Source organism: Bacillus sp. Marseille-P3661, from assembly GCF_900240995.1.
Lineage (GTDB): Bacteria > Bacillota > Bacilli > Bacillales > Bacillaceae_J > OESV01.
On record NZ_LT965953.1, the window covers coordinates 1677756 to 1694143 of the forward strand.

Sequence of the window (16388 nt, forward strand, 5' to 3'; positions counted from 1 at the left end):
AAGTTCATCGTCCTTACTCTCCCTATGTCCCTCAGAAATCAAGAACTAAACTAAATAAACATCAGCATATCCATTTCACCACGCGCGTTATCAAGCAATGGCAATGTTAATATTTAATTTGTTAGCAACTGGCTTTATGTAAAGGGCAATTTCCTCTTTTACCCAAATCTCCCTTGGAATACTATTTATTTGTTTGAGGTTATTCTCAATACTAGTATCTGTGACAGATTGATTGATGCATTCACCGATCACTTTCATTACCAAATTGATCAACAAGCTCTTCATTAATTGCTGCCAATACTTCTTTTTGGTTGATCGTCTCTGTGACGATACCTGTTACTACATAATTGAATCTACTATCTTCTTCTGGTACTGCTCGCATAGCTTTAGTGCAACGTGGATAATATGTAACAGGTTCCTCAGGAAGTATCTTCTCAAGAACAATATCATGTTCCCAATTATCACCGTAGTCATATGTATATAAAACTCTATCTTTCTCCTTTTTTAAATACATCTTTCAGTAAAACTTCCTCTTCATCATATTCAAAACCTGCCATTCCATAGTCTTCTTCTTCAATCGGCCCTATCGATATGAAATCAAGTACCTGATGCGAATTTGATTTTTTGATATCAAATCCATGCAGATGACTATCCAACCATTCAAAAGCAATTTGAATTGCTTGATGGAGCTCGTGAAACGTCATTGAGTCTTTGACCTCAAGCCGCCTCCAAATAGGTGGTTTTGAATTCTTTAATGTAATTTTTAGTTGAAATATCATATTCCCTACATCCTTAACTTTGTTTTTACAATTGCTTTCATGACACTGCCACCTTCCCTAATTATTTCACTGACAGTGCCAGTCAAAAAATAGGAATTAACTATCGAAACTTGAACTTACTCTATATAGCCGATATTTTTACTTACACAAAACTCCCTGGCTATTTCCTTATAACTAATATCACGGTAAGTATACCATTGGTTAATTATTCCTAAGTGCTCAACACTGTCCCTAAAGCGCCGAAATGCTCCTTTTCCTTTAATGGCATTTAGTAGCTTGCCTTGTATGTTATCATCTGAAATACTATAACAAAACCTTTCCATAATTTCATAATCATCAATTTCGAATTTAGTAGGCAGTTCAGCATACTTCCCCAAGCTATCAACAATGTCATACGCTATCTTCGCAATTTCTTGCTGCCATTCAGGTAAGTGATCATAATCCTCCCCATCTTCCGCAATCAACAATGCCTCACGTGAGACATAAACAAGTTCCCCTGTTTCAAGATTAAGGTAAGATATAGTCTCCTCTGATTGCATCTCCATTCCTTCAATAATGTCTTCCAACTTTACTTGCATTGATCTTGCCTCCTCGGTATAAATTAAATTTAAATTTCTATTCAGTAAGTCGTTAATACAAACGGAAAATTTGACTTCAAAATACTTTCGATAAAGTTGACAACTGTGCTTTGGCAAAACGTGCGCCATTAACAGCTTAACCTTTACCTATGAGAACTTATAACTATTTCACCTAAGCCCTACCACCGCCTACTATGAATATAAATCATGTTTAAACATCTTTTCCATTTGTGAAAAATTAAATATCATCTGTATTAGTCCTGCTAATGTGTACCAGTTCACATTTTAGTTTAAATAATGTTTTTATTAATGTCAGTCTATAATCATTAGATTATTATGGTTCTTTAGCTAGATATGTTTTTGGGTCATATTATTTCTTCTCTTTCTAACCTGACTTTACGTTTATATTCCTCTAGAGCCTCTATTGGATCTTTACGTTTATTAGAAAACCTGTACGTTGACTGTAATTGTTTCTTTTTCTCCAATTCCACTAAATCATCCATCGTTTTAATACCACTAGAATAACAGTTAGTAAGAATGGCCTTTGTATAATTCCAGTTTCGTATATCCCGCTCAATTGTCATTGTCATTGCTCGTACAACCAAGAAACTTTTCATGAATGGATTCAAATGAATCTACTTCATCCACCAATACATTAAAAGGGCTTTGGTTATTTCTAAGCATCTCACTCATTTTTAGACTCCTCCAAAAATTTTATATAACTTAGTAGGGCTGATGATACACCTTCACAATATATAAATAGAAAAATCCTTACAAAAAGGTGAACCACAGGGACAGGTCATCTGACTGACCGAATTTAATAGGATAATATTTCATCTCTCGATAAAAATAAAAGAATGATGATCTACGGGAGGCTAATACAAATGGATACAGAAATGCGAGAGAAATGCGGAGTATTTGGGGTTTTTAATCACCCGAAAGCAGCTGATTTAACTTATTATGGCCTTCATGCCCTTCAGCATCGTGGACAGGAGAGTGCCGGGATTGTTGTAAGCGATGGAAAAACATTTAGACATCATAGAGGAATGGGTCTGGTAACCCAAGTATTTTCTCGAGACATTTTAGATGGGCTTAGTGGAAATATGGCCATAGGACATGTACGATATTCCACCTCTGGCGAAAGCTTACTCCAAAATGCTCAGCCCCTAGTTTTTAAATACAGTGAGGGCGATTTGGCGATTGCTCATAACGGTAACCTAGTGAATGCTACTATCGAACGGAAAGTTCTCCAGCAACAAGGTGCCATCTTTCAGACAACAACTGATACGGAAATTATCGCTCACCTACTGGCCCGTTCTAGTAAAAAGTATTTTACAGAAGCTGCACCAGAGGTCCTTAAGCGGCTAGATGGTTCATTTGCTTTGCTTATCATGACAGAAAAACAGATACTAATTGCCCTCGATCGTCATGGGTTACGGCCCCTTAGCCTAGGAAAAATTGGGGAATCCATTATCGTATCTTCGGAAACATGTGCTTTAAATGCTGTGGATGCAAAATTCTGGAGAGATGTTGAACCGGGAGAGTGGCTTCTTGTCGACGAACAAGGAATAAAAACGGGAAGATTTGCCGAAAAAGGTGAAGTTTCCCTTTGTTCTTTTGAATTTGTTTATTTTGCCCGCCCTGATAGTGTGATTCACGGAAGAAGTGTATTAGCCATCAGGAAAGAATTAGGTCAAATTTTAGCAAAAGAACACCCAACCCAAGCTGATGTTGTGGTTGCCGTTCCAGAATCAAGTGTTCCAGCTGCTATTGGCTTTGCTCAACAATCAGGAATTCCGTATGAAATGGGAATCATTAAAAACCCATATGCCGGACGTTCCTTTATTGAACCAACTCAGGAATTGCGTGATTTAGCTGTCCGTCTTAAATTAAGTGCCGTTCAGGAAATTCTTGAGGGAAAAAGGGTTGTACTTGTCGATGATTCGATTGTCCGGGGAACTACAAGTAAGCGAATTATCCAACTGATTCGCCAAGCAGGCGCCAAGGAGGTCCATGTAAGAATTACTTCCCCTATGGTAAAAAACCCTTGTTTTTATGGTGTGGATATGCCAACAAAAGAAGAACTTTTTGCAAACAAACATGAACATGAAGAAGCAATGGGACGTGTTATCGGAGCAGATTCATTAGCGTTTTTGAGCACCGAAGGGTTATTAGAGGCAGTTGATGTAGATCTTGCAGATACTAGCAGTCGTTGTATAGCCTGTTTTAGTGGGGCTTATCCAACCAAAACGTATTTAAAATAAACAACTGGGGCAGATACGCAAAGCTTTTTTTATAAAGTGCAGTTTTGTGGGTGCCAATTTTTAATGTCACAGGTTTAATAATGTTGTTAAAACGAGTGTTAATTGTTGTGATAATAAGCTAACTAAAATTGTGTTTAATGGCGATGAAAAACTACATCAATCTAAAAGAGATTGCTACGATTAGCAATCCTTTTAGATTTAATGTTTTTCTCTTGTGCTGAAGTTCCTACTTATTAAGAAAACACAAAACATGCAGTATTATTAATATTAAAATAACGGTATACAATATCACTCCTTTTGTAGAGATTAAACCGACATCTGAATCAGTAATTACAATAAATCCATTTTTGCTCAATTCAATAACAACTAACCTATTCAAGTAAAACTGATTACTTTGTTAAGAAATTAGTGAATGCCCCTGTTGAAATTACGCACCCGTTTATTGAATTAGTGGAAAAATATTTTTAAAAAAATTTAAACTTATTTATTATTAGCTCTAACAATTGGCTTTCCTTCTTTATCCAACAACGGTGTTATTCCACCGCTTTCTCCGTACCAACTATATAAATATTGAACACCTGTTTCTTTATCCACCAGCACTTTACAACCTGCTAAAGCGCCTATTTTTTCTTTGTGAATAACCTCAAATCTTTTATTCGAACTTTTACCAAACATCTCTTAAATCCTCCTTGAATTAAAGAATGTGTATCTTAAGTATTATTTTATCATTGCAACCCATTGTCCTTCTAAACTCTTAAAGACCTTTTTGCAACCAAAATAAAAAATTACTTTGTAATCTCCACTCCCAGTTCCATCGAAAATGGATCTTTAGGAATAATCACTAACTATATTAAAAATAATATGGTTATGAAAACTCTAATTATCATGATTTTCACAGTTTTTTTACTATCGTTCACAGGTGATGTGTTGGCCGAAGAAATGATTTCAGTGAAATTAAAAAATTATATCGGAAATACATACCAATTATCACTTTGCTTACAAGGGGACTATTTAACGTTAGATCCAACATTGAAGTTTAAGGAAGGAGACGAATATACACTTTCGTTAAAAGGAGGGAAAATGTTTCTTAATGATGGTGAGACAAAAACAGAACTAGCTAGTCCATTTATTTTATATCCATCTTCTTATGATGAAAATCATCTATTATATATTGATGGAAGACCTTATATGGGTGCAGTAGAATTCAATATCGAAGAGAAAAAAAACATAAGACCAGTCAATCAGTTACTATTAGAAGATTACTTAACTGGTGTGGTACCATTTGAAGTTTTCCCTGAATGGAATATAGAGGCTTTAAAAGCGCAAACTTTAGCGGCCCGTACATATACAATCACACATCTAAATCCCAAACTTGACGATACCATTCAATTTCAAGTATACGGAGGGTACAATCAATTCGCTAAAACCAAAAGGGCTGTTATTGAAACCAAGGGAGAAATCATAACTTTTAACGATAAACCAATTGGTGCTTTTTATTCTGCAAGTAATGGCGGGATGACAGAAAGTAACGAAAACGTATGGGGTGGAAAACCAATCCCCTATTTACCAATCAAACAAGATCCTTATGATCCCATTCAACCTTGGAACTTTACATTAAATAAAACGCAAATAGATTTAGATAAAATAAATTGGGATAGTTCGAATTGGTGGGATGAAATAGAAGAAAAAGATGGTCAAATTACCTCTTCTATAAAAAATTGGCTTGATCGAAAAGGATATGCTGGTGAAATTAAAATATTGAGCATTCCCTATTTTGCTATCGATCATATAAAAAATGAATCCAATAGGGCGTTGAAGGGTTCGATCCAAATCGAATTTATGAGAAGATTGATTGATGGCACCATTTTATTTGAAAAAGTCTCATTAGACGATGTTGAATTAAAAAAGATACGACCTATGATAGGTGGAGGCATTTTTAAAAGTTATTTAATAAGCTCGTTTGAAAATAATCCAACGTCTTATACAGTAAGCGGCAAAGGACATGGCCATGGTGTTGGAATGAGTCAATGGGGTGCAAACGAAATGGCTGAAAAAGGCAAATCATATAAGCAAATTATTCAACATTATTACCCTGGCACAGAAGTGAAAGTTAACTAAAGAGCCAGGGAGAGCCAGAGGGACAGGTACACTGGCCCAGTGAATTACCAATGGGCCACCGTATGAGCTGACCCCCAAAAGTTAGAGTTTTTATTATGCAACTAGTTGGCTGGTATGAGTACAGTATTGAACTGGACTCATTCCCTCCAATTTTTTCTTAATACGTTTGTTATTATAGTAATCTATATATCTCTTAATTCTCTCGCTTAACTCTTCAACCGTACACAATGCCTCTCCATAATACATCTCTTGTTTTAGAATGCCAAAGAAGTTCTCCATAGGGGAGTTATCCAAACAGTTTCCCTTTCGAGACATGCTTTGAAAAACCTTACTTTCCTTAAGTGTCTTACCCCACTTTTTATGTTGATATTGCCATCCTTGATCAGAATGAATCGTTGTCCTAAACTTTGATTCTCTTACAATTTCAAGTGCCTCTTTAAGGGGTCTGATCGCAAGATCCAAAGTTGGACTAGTACCTATCCCATAAGAAAGAATTTCACCGTTATATAAGTCCATAATAGGGCTCAGATAAAGCTTTTTACCATTTAAACACTTAAATTCTGTGATATCAGTTGTTAACTTCTGATGGCATACACTGGTTTTAAAACGACGATTTATACGGTTTTTTGCAACTTTCCCTACATTCCCCTTATAAGAACTGTACGTTCGTGTGTTTCTACTAAATTTGCTACATTTAAGACCGAGCTTTCCCATAATACGCTGCACAGCTTTATGATTCACTTTAATTCCTCGGTTCTTCAGTTCTAATTGAACACGACGATACCCATAATTACTGTCATTCTCGTCAAATATAGATTGAATACAATCCTCTAGGTCTTGTTTTGGGTTTTCTTTTTGCATCGCTTTTATTTGATAGTGGTAAGTAGACTCTGGAATACCAACGATTAGTAATACGTCTTTTAGTTTGAACTTTTCTTTGAGTTCGAATGATATTGCTGCTTGTGCTTTTCGAGAGAGCCCGTGGGGTCCATCCGAAAAGCTCGCAACTTTTTTAAATATTCTACCTCCAAACGAAGGAGCTCGTTCTCTCTTTCCAGCTTTTGTTCATATGTCATTTCTTTGTCGTTTTTCTTGTTGTTAGACATGGAGGGCCTACCTTTATGTTTATTCAGGCCTTCATCTTTCCCCTCTAAAATAGCTTTCTTCCACCTACCTATTGTAGTAGGTTCTGTTATTCCAAAGTGAAGGGCAGTTTCCGTTTCTGAAGAACCTGTTCTCTTCATATAGCTTAATACATCTAGCTTGAATTGAACAGAATAAGGTTTGTTCTTCCTCTTCCTTTTTAATCCATCAGCACCCAATTTCTCATATATTTTTATCCACCTGTTAACTAGTGATTTAGACTTGATCCCGTGTTTTTTGGCTAGGGGTCTTATCCCTAGCTTTCCTTCTTGATATTCTCTAACCACCGTTAATTTCAAATCATCACTATATTTTTTAGCCAAAATAAACACCCCAAAAGATTAGTTTTTTTGACTCTAACTTTTGGGGTGCACCTCATNTAGGGGTCTTATCCCTAGCTTTCCTTCTTGATATTCTCTAACCACCGTTAATTTCAAATCATCACTATATTTTTTAGCCAAAATAAACACCCCAAAAGATTAGTTTTTTTGACTCTAACTTTTGGGGTGCACCTCAGTTCCTGTCCCCGTGGGCCATGGCCACATTTTCCTTTATCAAATCATATGTTGTACACATTGGTTTATCTGTTCTTGGATCACGGCCGATTTCAGCGTCAATGTTAAATACACTCTTCAGAATGTCTTTTTGCATGACCTCTTCAACTGTTCCTGCTTTGATCAGACTGCCATTTTTCAGTGCAATTATATTATGTGAAAAGCGAGCTGCATGGTTTAAATCATGTAAAACCATAATAATGGTCCTATTTTGTGTCATATTTAAGTCCTTCAGCAACTCAAGGACTTCTAATTGATGTGCCAAGTCAAGATAAGTTGTTGGTTCATCTAAGAAGATAATTTCGGTTTCTTGAGCAAGTGCCATCGCGATCCACACACGTTGTCGCTGGCCGCCTGAAAGAGAGTCTACCGTCCGAAACTTATAGCTACTAATTCTAATCCCTTATGCAGTATATAAAGCTAGATTTCTTGATGTTTTACATTTAGGTGATGAAGTAGCTACTGGAGTGGGTGTCCAAATTGAAAAGGAAAGAAGAATTTTACTTATTGTCTCAGTTGCATTAGCGGGCGTTTGTGTATCAGTCGGTGGTGGCATTACTTTTCTAGGATTAATCGCACCACATATTGCTAGACGTCTAATAGGTGCAAGAAATACGAAACTCCTTCCGTTAACAGCTATCATTGGTGCGTTATTACTTCTATCAGCAGACACGTTAGGAAGAGTAATTATGGCACCTGTTGAGTTACCTGTAGGATTAGTGGTTTCAATTTTAGGTGCTCCATACTTCATTTACTTATTAGTCAAGACAGTTTAAGAAAATCGTATAAAAAGTAGAAAAGATTCTAAGATAGAAAGGAAAGTAGGAAAATGGAGAAAATCAATTTTTCAACTGAAGCTGTTACTTCGGAGAAAGAACTAAGAGAAATAATCGGAATTCCTCACGAGTATGTCATAAAAAAGGAAATTACCTTTATAGATGAACAATGTGAAAGATTTATTTCGTTGTCACCTATATTTTTCCTTTCGACCTCTAAGGCTGACGGAAAATGTGACGTTTCACCTCGAGGTGATTTACCAAACGAAATTATTATTTTAAATGAAAATCAATTAGTTATTCCTAATCGCCCAGGTAATAGAAGAGTAGATTCATTTATCAATATATTATCAAACCCACATGTTGGACTCGTCTTTCTAATTCCGGGTTTGGATGAGGTTCTTCGTATAAATGGAAAAGCAACCATTATTAAAAATAAAGAAATCTTAGACACAATGAGCATTAACGGGAAACCTCCATTACTAGCGATTGGAGTAGATGTAGAAGAATGTTTTATTCATTGCTCTCGAGCTCTGAAAAAATCAAAAATTTGGAACCCTGATACATGGCCAAACTAAGATGCAATACCATTAGGCCTTGATATATTCCATGCTCATCTAAAAATAAATGGTGTCGAAGTAAAGAAATAGTCTAGTAAACTTAAAAATTATAAACAAAACCATAATGGATTTCGTCCATTATGGTTTTTATTTTCATTCCTAATAAAATTTGTAGATTATGCGAATTAGAAGTCAAAATTATCCGGGTCTGGCCCCACTCTTTTGTTTTGATTTAAGCTATCAATCTGTTCCATTTCTTCTATCGTTAATTCAAAATCATATAGGTTTGAGTTCTCAATGATTCGTTGTTCTCTAATAGATTTAGGAATGATCACTACATTATTTTGTAAGTTCCAGCGCAGAATAATTTGAGCAGTGGATTTCTTATATTTTTGAGCAATTGATACCAAGACTGTGTGATCTAAGATTTGACCTTGCATCAATGGGGACCATGCCTCCAATTGAATCCCATTTTGTTGGCAATACTGCAGCAATTCTTTTTGTGTTAATCTAGGATGACGTTCAACTTGATTAACCATAGGCAAAATAGATGCATTTTTCATCAACTCTTCTAGGTGATGAATATGAAAATTACTAACACCAATTGCCTTTACTTTGCCTTCTGCATAAAGTGTTTCTAACGCTCTCCATGCCTCAGCGAACTTTCCCTCCACAGGCCAATGAATTAAATAAAGATCTAAATAGCTTAGGCCCAGCTTTGTTAAACTTGTATCAAATGCTTTGATGGTAGCATCATACCCCAAATCATCGTTCCACACTTTTGATGTAATAAATAAATCTTCTCTTGTTATACCTGTTTCCCTAATCCCTGCAACAATTCCTTCGCCCACACCTTGTTCGTTACCATAAATAGCTGCTGTATCAATACTGCGGTATCCATGAACAATTGCCGTTTTAACTGCTTGAACTAGATCTGGTCCTTCCTCTACTTTAAATACACCCAGCCCCAGCCATGGCATGTTTACCCCGTTTTGTAATGTTGTTGTATCTTTAATATGATTGATCATTATGTTAATCCTCCATTACTAATTTTTTATTTTTTAAACTTCTCAGCAAGCATTTTTTAGCTTTGCTGATTCTCTTCTAAGATCTTTGTTTTCTAAACTAACACTCCATATTGTTAAGATCACTGCGAAAGTAACCATAAGTCCACCTAGCCATCCTGTGTGAATGAGACCTATCGATTCAGTTGTTAGGCCTCCTAAATACGATCCAATAGCAATACCCGCATTGAATGCAGCGATATTGATCGCAGAAGCAACATCAACAGCTCCTGGAACGAATCTTTCAGCTAGCATAACAACATAAACTTGCAAACCAGGGACATTCATAAATGCAAATAACCCCATAATTGAAATCGTTATTAAGCTAGCAATTTTAAATGGAGCAGTAAATGAAAGTATATAAAGAACAATTGCTTGGACGATAAACATATATAGCAAGGATCGAATTGGATTTTGATTAGCTAATTTACCACCTAACATATTTCCAATGGCAATGGCAATCCCATAGATTAATAGAATTATAGTTACTGTTTCCGACTTAAAGCCCGTTACTTCTTGTAATAAAGGTGATAAATAGGTAAAGACTACAAATGTCCCGCCATAGCCTAGAGCTGTGATTGCGAATACTAACAGCAAACGTCGATTCTTTAGTAGTTTTTGTTGATCTGAAAAAGTCGAACGCACTCCTCCTCTCAATCCAGATGGCACTAAAATACTGTTAGCTAGTAAAGCAACGATACCGATCAATACAATTGCTAAAAATGCAAACCTCCAGCCAAGTTGTTGCCCTAGAAATGTTCCAAATGGCACTCCAGTAACGGTAGCAACCGTCAATCCCGTAAACATAATTGATATGGCACTTGCTCTTCGATCTTCTGGAACTAAACTAGCTGCAAGCGTCGAACCAATAGACATAAACACTCCATGAGAGAATGCTGATAGGACCCTAGCAAACAATAAGACCCCTATACTGGTAGCACTAGCTGCAATACTATTTCCAATGATAAAAATAATCATGATCCAAAGTAGCAACGTTTTTCTAGACATGGATGAAGTAAATGACGTTAGGATGGGCGCCCCAAATGTAACTCCAAGAGCATACATTGAAACCGTAAGCCCAGCCATTTTAACTGATATATTTAAATCATCTGCGATAAGTGGTAATAAGCCCACACTAATAAACTCTGTAGTACCAATCGCAAAAGCACTAACCGCCAAGGCAAGTAATCCGAACAGACTACTCTTACTTTCCTTTAACATTGTCTTTCCTCCCTAAATTTGTGGTAATTTTTCGCCGGCAAATGTTATTATGATATATATAATTCAAAAGAAAAAGTACGTACTTTATAGTGCTATAGACACCAAAAAGTAATATAGGTACTTTTAGGTGCCCATTAGAAGGAGGAGGAAAATCGTGAACAAAAAGAAATACAATATATCAGTTGAAGCTACGTTAGAGGTAATCGGCGGGAAGTGGAAATGCGTAATTCTTTGCCATTTAACACATGGAAAAAAAAGAACAAGCGAACTAAAACGGCTAATGCCAAACATCACTCAAAAAATGCTCACACAACAACTCCGCGAACTCGAAGATGATGGGGTTATCAATCGTATTGTTTATAATCAAGTACCTCCAAAAGTAGAATATGAGTTAAGCGAATATGGTCAGAGTTTAGAACATATATTAAGTTCTTTATGTGCTTGGGGAGAAAAACATATCATCAAAGTTTACGGTGACAAATCAGAAGTTTTAGAAGAAAGTATCTTAAATAATTAATAGGATCTGAATTCTTAACCTCAAAATTTCCAATAACTTAATTAGACGGGGCACAAAACACTAACACTAGTGTTTTGTGCCCCTATATTCGACTTTATTCAGAAGGAACGAAAGAAATACTCATAGGTTGTATCCCTTATCCCTTGTATGCTTTCTTTAATTCGACAAGATCAAATTTTTTCATTTTAAGAAATGCTTTTGTTAGTCGAGCAAGTTGATCTGGTGTCCCCTTGCTCATCATCTCATCCATCCCACTCGGAACGATTTGCCAGGATACGCCAAATTTATCTTTCAGCCAGCCGCATTGCTCGGCTTCAGGAACCGCAGAAAGCCGATCCCAGTAGTAATCAATCTCTTCTTGTGTGTCACAGTACACCATAAAGGAAAGTGCCTCGTTAAAACTGAATTTATGCTCATGCGCGCTATCCATTGCGACAAACCACTGATTTTCAAGCATAAAGTCAGAGAACATAATTGTTCCTTCTTTGTCAGGCTCCATGCCTTTCGGGTAGCGGGCGATATGTCCCTGCTTGGTGTTTTTAAAGACGGATAAATAAAAATTCTTTGCCTCTTCCGCGTTGCCGCATTGATCACCGACAAACAAAAGTGACGGAACAATTTCTGGATGCTCTTCACCTTCTGAATCCGTAAGCATTAACTGCCAGGATAAACCATACTTATCCTGAATCCAGCCATATTTCTCACTAAATGGATATTGATCGAGCGGCATTAACGCAGTGCCGCCTTCGGACAATTTGTTCCAAACCTCATTAATTTTTTCACTGGCATCTTTTACGCGCGATGGGTCAAAATTAACGATGAAAGACACCGAAGGATTGAGCTTGAAATGCGGCCCAGCGCTAATTGCCATGAACTTCTGCCCCCAAAGCTCAAATGAGACAATATCGGAGTCGCCTGATGGTGTATCGTGAATTGTTCTAACACCCGTTATTTTTGATTCTGGGAAAATAGAAGTGTAAAACTCCGCTGCCTCCTTTGCCTCTTTGTCATACCATAAATGTGGTACAATTTTTTGATTTGTTATTGACATAATTTATACCTCTCTAATTTTCTTATGAATTTTATAAAACATAAAAAGAACACAACCTAGTTCCAATTTCACAAAAAGGCCTTTAAATGCAAATTTAGGCTCTTCGGGCTGTCCTTTTATCTCCCCCAATGGTCGAACAGTCTGCCTTTAACCAAGATTAATTTCTCATTAATCATTTAATCCCTTACCATTAAGAATTTGCTGCATATATTTTTCAATTCTTGATAGTCGAGTTTTGGACTGTTTGGGTGCAGAAAAATAAAGAATATATGCTCTTTGACGTCCCGGCGTTAAGGCTTCAAAAGCAGTTTTCAGAGCAGGGTTTTCCTCAAATTTAGTTTGAAGTTCTTCAGGTATTATGTATTCTGCAGTCTTTTTAAAACTCACTTCCAAACCCTCTTTTTCAACTTCAATTGCTTGATAAATATAGGCTTTTAAGATCGTTTCCATTTCAACTATTTCTTGCACTTTGGTAAATCGAATCTGGCGCTGCGCCTGCGAGTTCTCCCCAGGTTTAATTAAAATTCCATTGGGATCATTCAACAACGTACCTTTGAAAAACATAAGCGCACAGTATTCTTTAAATCCTTGAATGATTACGATATTACTTTTCTGATATGTATAACAAGGCAATCTCCACTTCAATTCTTCAGTAAGCCCACAGTCAAGAACGATTTTTCTCAACTCTTCAAATTCTTCCTTCCACTGTTTAGCTTTGTATAAAAATTCATCAACCTTTGGATTCATATTACTAGTTGCCATTAAAGGACCACCCCTCTTCAATTTTTCAATTCTCTGCCAGTCAAGGTAATATACAGCGGTCCCTGCCCGTCCCCCATACGTGTTCGATTCGAAACTAATTTTAACATCTTACATATTTGCGTTTGAAACCAAGTCTCTTTTTATCGATTTCTTTTTGGATACTTTCGTAAGCGTTTAGGAAACTGCTTTTTTTCTTGTCCCGCTTGACTTCTACTATCCCTACTTCCTTTGCAGTCTCGACTGCCTTTTCATGTAACGGTAAAAATGAAATTCCCACTGTATAAAGAAAATTATTCATAGAGGATTTTGTTCGTTCTGGAGAATCGTGAATCGACTGTTTCACAGCATCAAGCATAGTGGAAATCTTGCTTTCAGAAAATTCACTGTCTTTGCAATTCCCTAACAGCCAGCAGTAGCAACTCCAGCCTGCTGACATTCTCAGCTCTTCACCGCTTGCGATCCATTTATCAGCAACCTCTTGTGCAATATCCGACTCTGATAACGTTACGGCCACCACATAATCAGACAGCATATAAAAATACGCTCCATCCATCCATCGATCATAATCTGATTCTGTCATGGCTTTTGGGTCGGCAATAATGCCCGCAAAGTACATCGCATCATAGTTACCTGTGGCATAAAGCTCTTCAGCTAAACGTTGATTTACTTTTATTTTCTTTGCAATTGGTTTCATAGCACCTGTAGCCACACCAAAAAGTGGCTCGTGCGCACCATTGGATATGTATATTTTTTTCGTTCGTTCCTTACCAAGAGCTTCAAGCTCTTGCATAACTGTTTCGAATTCCATCGTATTGTACGTCCTTCCTTTATATTACTACCATTTATTGTAACTCACTTATTTTATTAAAAAAAGTACCTGCCCCCGATGTACGTACACTTAGCATATCGGAGGGCCGGCACTGAAGTTTTTTGATGATAGTATAATAGGTTATTAATTACTCTTACGGTAGTCACCTGAAATTTTATGAATTTCATCTTACTATTTTATTAAATATTTCTTGGTCTTTTAATCGTGATCAACGCGCCATACAAAACTCATTGTGGGAATATTTTATATTAATGAAAAGACTGCCAAAACTCTCCTTTTGTATTAATAATGTCTTTTATTTCTTTAAAAGGAATTTCGAATGAAGGAAATCCGATTGCAGGAGCAGCTCTGAAGTAAAGGTTTAGTGTATTCTCAGAAATATGGAAAGATTGATTTTCATCGATTGCGTTTTTGATATATTCTGGTGGAAATGGAGGGTCCTCCATCATCCTCAATTGTTCTTGGAGTATATCACCTAGTACATTGACATAGTCACTATTTTCCTTGAATAAATCTTTTAATTCATAAAAATTTCCGTTCTGTAAATTAATATGGCTATGCCTGATACTAAACATTCCGTGTGGCGTACCAAAAGGGTAATCGTAGCTCTCAGTACGGATCACTAAAAGGTTCTTTTTAAAGAAAGTAACCTCAAACTCACTGTCATAGCTGCCAGATAGTTGAACTCCGCTTGGAATATCGATAACTTGAGCAATCTCCTTTAATTTTTCATTCACTGATTCTTGGGCTACTTTATTTTCCATCCCTACGATACGCGGATAATAAACCAAATAATCCTTGTTAGGTTTATATTTAATTTCCATCACAATAACTGAACTGTGTCGTAAAGATATTGAATTTTCAAGCCAAACTATATTACCATCATAATCTAAGTAAAACAGTCTTTTATCTACATTTGCCTTAATTAATTCCTCTTCCAAGTACAAGGTTCCCGTACCTTCTACAACCGGAAGGGAAGGCTCAATGTTTCCTTGCTTGTTTATAAAAAAAGCCTCTTCTCCATTATTCGCAGATGCAAAACCTTTTTCATAATCCAACACATCATAATATTCAAAATCTGATAAAAAACGTCCATCGACAGTAGCAATTGCAAACACATTACCGAAAATAGGAAACGGAAGATCAGACTCGATTTTCTTGCCGACAGAGACTCTATCTTCTCCTAACATATGAATAAGTTCGTATTGCGGTTTGATCACAAAGGATCCACTTTTATTGATTAGTCCAGTATGCATGGTATCACTTGAGTAGACAACGGCAGCTCCATTTTCAAAAGGCTGAGCATTAGTAAACTGTGGTTGAATGACAATATTTCCATTTTCTTCTATATAGCCAACTGGACCCCCTTGCTCTTCACGGAAAGCAAGTAAACCATCTCCTCTATTCCCAACAAAGGGATAGTGGTATGTTTGAAGAATCTGACCATGTCTGCCAATTAAGGCATATTCATTATCAGCAATCTTAACAAGTGCTTTGTCCTTACTAAAATCTTCTCCTGCTAAAAATCGTGCTGGAATTACTTCATTTCCTTGCAGATCAAGATAACCATAAATGGATCGTCCTGTTTCGCCTATTTTACTAAATAAAGCCCGTTGATTTTCATAAGTCCCGATAAAGCGGTAAGTCTGTGAAGTCACAATGTTTCCTCTTTCATCAATGACTTTATAACCCTGAGCATCCTTTACAACAGCCCGCCCCTCAGAAAACGGTTGAATCGCCTCGTACCGTGGTTTCAAAATAAAATGGCCTGATTTATTAATCACACCGAATTTTTTATTTTCTTTAACTACCGCAAGATCATTAGCCTGAAAATCAAGAGCAAGTTCAAACTGAGGCTGAATCATAAAATTCCCTTTACTATTAATATATCCCCATCTCTCTCCATTGACGATTCGTGAATATGCAGGATACAATGTTAAACTTTTCTTTTTTTTCTCCACCATTATCCCCCTTCATTCCATTATGTAATTAGGATATGAAGAGAAAGCTGGAATTGGTGCTTGACTCACACTATACCCGACGACGTAACAAGTGTTAATAAACTATTAATTAAGAGACTATCTTTTACCTGTAAAATAATTGTTAATAAACCAGTTAGAACAAAGTAAACCTAAAAACACCCTACTATCCGCGAGGTGTATTTAGGTTTAC

17 protein-coding genes and 2 pseudogenes are annotated in these 16388 nt (G+C 36.5%); 5 read left to right on the forward strand and 14 right to left on the reverse strand.

Annotated features, from left to right (window positions below; genetic code table 11):
- Positions 1-241: 241 nt before the first annotated feature.
- The 4 genes from C1724_RS07840 to C1724_RS07855 all read right to left on the reverse strand — a co-directional run bounded on the left by C1724_RS07840 (position 242) and on the right by C1724_RS07855 (position 1947).
- Positions 242-514, reverse strand: coding sequence for an IS1096 element passenger TnpR family protein (locus C1724_RS07840; protein WP_102346131.1), 273 nt, complete (start codon positions 512-514; stop codon positions 242-244).
- Positions 489-779 (reverse strand): plasmid pRiA4b ORF-3 family protein, encoded by a 291-nt coding sequence (locus C1724_RS07845; RefSeq protein ID WP_102346132.1) that lies wholly within the window; start codon positions 777-779, stop codon positions 489-491. Before C1724_RS07845 ends, C1724_RS07840 begins: the two co-directional genes overlap by 26 nt.
- A gap of 116 nt (positions 780-895) precedes the next feature.
- Positions 896-1357 (reverse strand): UPF0158 family protein, encoded by a 462-nt coding sequence (locus C1724_RS07850; protein WP_102346133.1) that lies wholly within the window; start codon positions 1355-1357, stop codon positions 896-898.
- Positions 1358-1722: 365 nt separating this feature from the next.
- A complete protein-coding gene (locus C1724_RS07855) occupies positions 1723-1947 on the reverse strand; it encodes a hypothetical protein (protein ID WP_102346134.1) in 225 nt (74 codons plus the stop codon).
- 294 nt (positions 1948-2241) lie between these two features.
- Here C1724_RS07855 and purF point away from each other — a divergent pair, with 294 nt between their 5' ends.
- Entirely contained in the window at positions 2242-3621 is a 1380-nt protein-coding gene (gene purF / locus C1724_RS07860) for an amidophosphoribosyltransferase (protein ID WP_180994171.1), read from the forward strand.
- Positions 3622-4101: 480 nt separating this feature from the next.
- Here the strand turns inward: purF and C1724_RS07865 are convergent, their stop codons facing one another.
- Positions 4102-4296, reverse strand: a complete 195-nt coding sequence (locus C1724_RS07865; protein WP_102346135.1) for a DUF6440 family protein — start codon at positions 4294-4296, stop codon at positions 4102-4104.
- A 264-nt stretch (positions 4297-4560) separates the two neighbouring features.
- Between C1724_RS07865 and C1724_RS07870 the strand changes: the two genes are divergently transcribed.
- The gene (locus C1724_RS07870) at positions 4561-5739 is read left to right on the forward strand and encodes a SpoIID/LytB domain-containing protein (RefSeq protein ID WP_258000369.1); all 1179 of its coding nucleotides are present in this window, start codon (positions 4561-4563) and stop codon (positions 5737-5739) included.
- 93 nt (positions 5740-5832) lie between these two features.
- On the opposite strand, the gene C1724_RS07875 is transcribed toward C1724_RS07870, so the two are convergent.
- The 3 genes and pseudogenes from C1724_RS07875 to C1724_RS07885 all read right to left on the reverse strand — a co-directional run.
- Entirely contained in the window at positions 5833-6759 is a 927-nt protein-coding gene (locus C1724_RS07875; RefSeq protein ID WP_142386531.1) for an IS3 family transposase, read from the reverse strand.
- The gene (locus C1724_RS07880; protein ID WP_102344757.1) at positions 6660-7205 is read right to left on the reverse strand and encodes a helix-turn-helix domain-containing protein; all 546 of its coding nucleotides are present in this window, start codon (positions 7203-7205) and stop codon (positions 6660-6662) included. Before C1724_RS07880 ends, C1724_RS07875 begins: the two co-directional genes overlap by 100 nt.
- Positions 7206-7395: 190 nt before the next feature.
- Positions 7396-7821: pseudogene (locus tag C1724_RS07885) on the reverse strand (ABC transporter ATP-binding protein); the annotation flags it as partial.
- Position 7822: 1 nt separating this feature from the next.
- Between C1724_RS07885 and C1724_RS07890 the strand changes: the two are divergent.
- Positions 7823-8212, forward strand: a pseudogene (locus C1724_RS07890) (FecCD family ABC transporter permease); the annotation flags it as partial.
- 53 nt (positions 8213-8265) lie between these two features.
- The gene (locus tag C1724_RS07895; RefSeq protein WP_258000306.1) at positions 8266-8790 is read left to right on the forward strand and encodes an MSMEG_1061 family FMN-dependent PPOX-type flavoprotein; all 525 of its coding nucleotides are present in this window, start codon (positions 8266-8268) and stop codon (positions 8788-8790) included.
- A 167-nt stretch (positions 8791-8957) separates the two neighbouring features.
- Here the strand turns inward: C1724_RS07895 and C1724_RS07900 are convergent, their stop codons facing one another.
- Positions 8958-9800 carry an aldo/keto reductase gene (locus tag C1724_RS07900; protein WP_102346138.1) on the reverse strand — a complete coding sequence of 281 codons (843 nt, stop codon included), beginning with the start codon at positions 9798-9800 and terminating at the stop codon, positions 8958-8960.
- Positions 9801-9842: 42 nt separating this feature from the next.
- Positions 9843-11057, reverse strand: a complete 1215-nt coding sequence (locus tag C1724_RS07905) for an MFS transporter (protein WP_102346139.1) — start codon at positions 11055-11057, stop codon at positions 9843-9845.
- Between the two features lie 154 nt (positions 11058-11211).
- Between C1724_RS07905 and C1724_RS07910 the strand changes: the two genes are divergently transcribed.
- A complete protein-coding gene (locus C1724_RS07910) occupies positions 11212-11574 on the forward strand; it encodes a winged helix-turn-helix transcriptional regulator (RefSeq protein ID WP_102346140.1) in 363 nt (120 codons plus the stop codon).
- 136 nt (positions 11575-11710) lie between these two features.
- Here the strand turns inward: C1724_RS07910 and C1724_RS07915 are convergent, their stop codons facing one another.
- The 4 genes from C1724_RS07915 to C1724_RS07930 all read right to left on the reverse strand — a co-directional run bounded on the left by C1724_RS07915 (position 11711) and on the right by C1724_RS07930 (position 16177).
- Positions 11711-12625: a VOC family protein gene (locus C1724_RS07915; protein WP_102346141.1), complete on the reverse strand. Its 915-nt coding sequence runs from the start codon at positions 12623-12625 to the stop codon at positions 11711-11713.
- 168 nt (positions 12626-12793) lie between these two features.
- The gene (locus tag C1724_RS07920; RefSeq protein ID WP_102346142.1) at positions 12794-13387 is read right to left on the reverse strand and encodes a YdeI/OmpD-associated family protein; all 594 of its coding nucleotides are present in this window, start codon (positions 13385-13387) and stop codon (positions 12794-12796) included.
- Between the two features lie 100 nt (positions 13388-13487).
- The gene (locus tag C1724_RS07925) at positions 13488-14195 is read right to left on the reverse strand and encodes a DNA alkylation repair protein (RefSeq protein WP_102346143.1); all 708 of its coding nucleotides are present in this window, start codon (positions 14193-14195) and stop codon (positions 13488-13490) included.
- Between the two features lie 269 nt (positions 14196-14464).
- A complete protein-coding gene (locus C1724_RS07930; RefSeq protein ID WP_258000307.1) occupies positions 14465-16177 on the reverse strand; it encodes a WG repeat-containing protein in 1713 nt (570 codons plus the stop codon).
- Positions 16178-16388 lie beyond the last annotated feature (211 nt).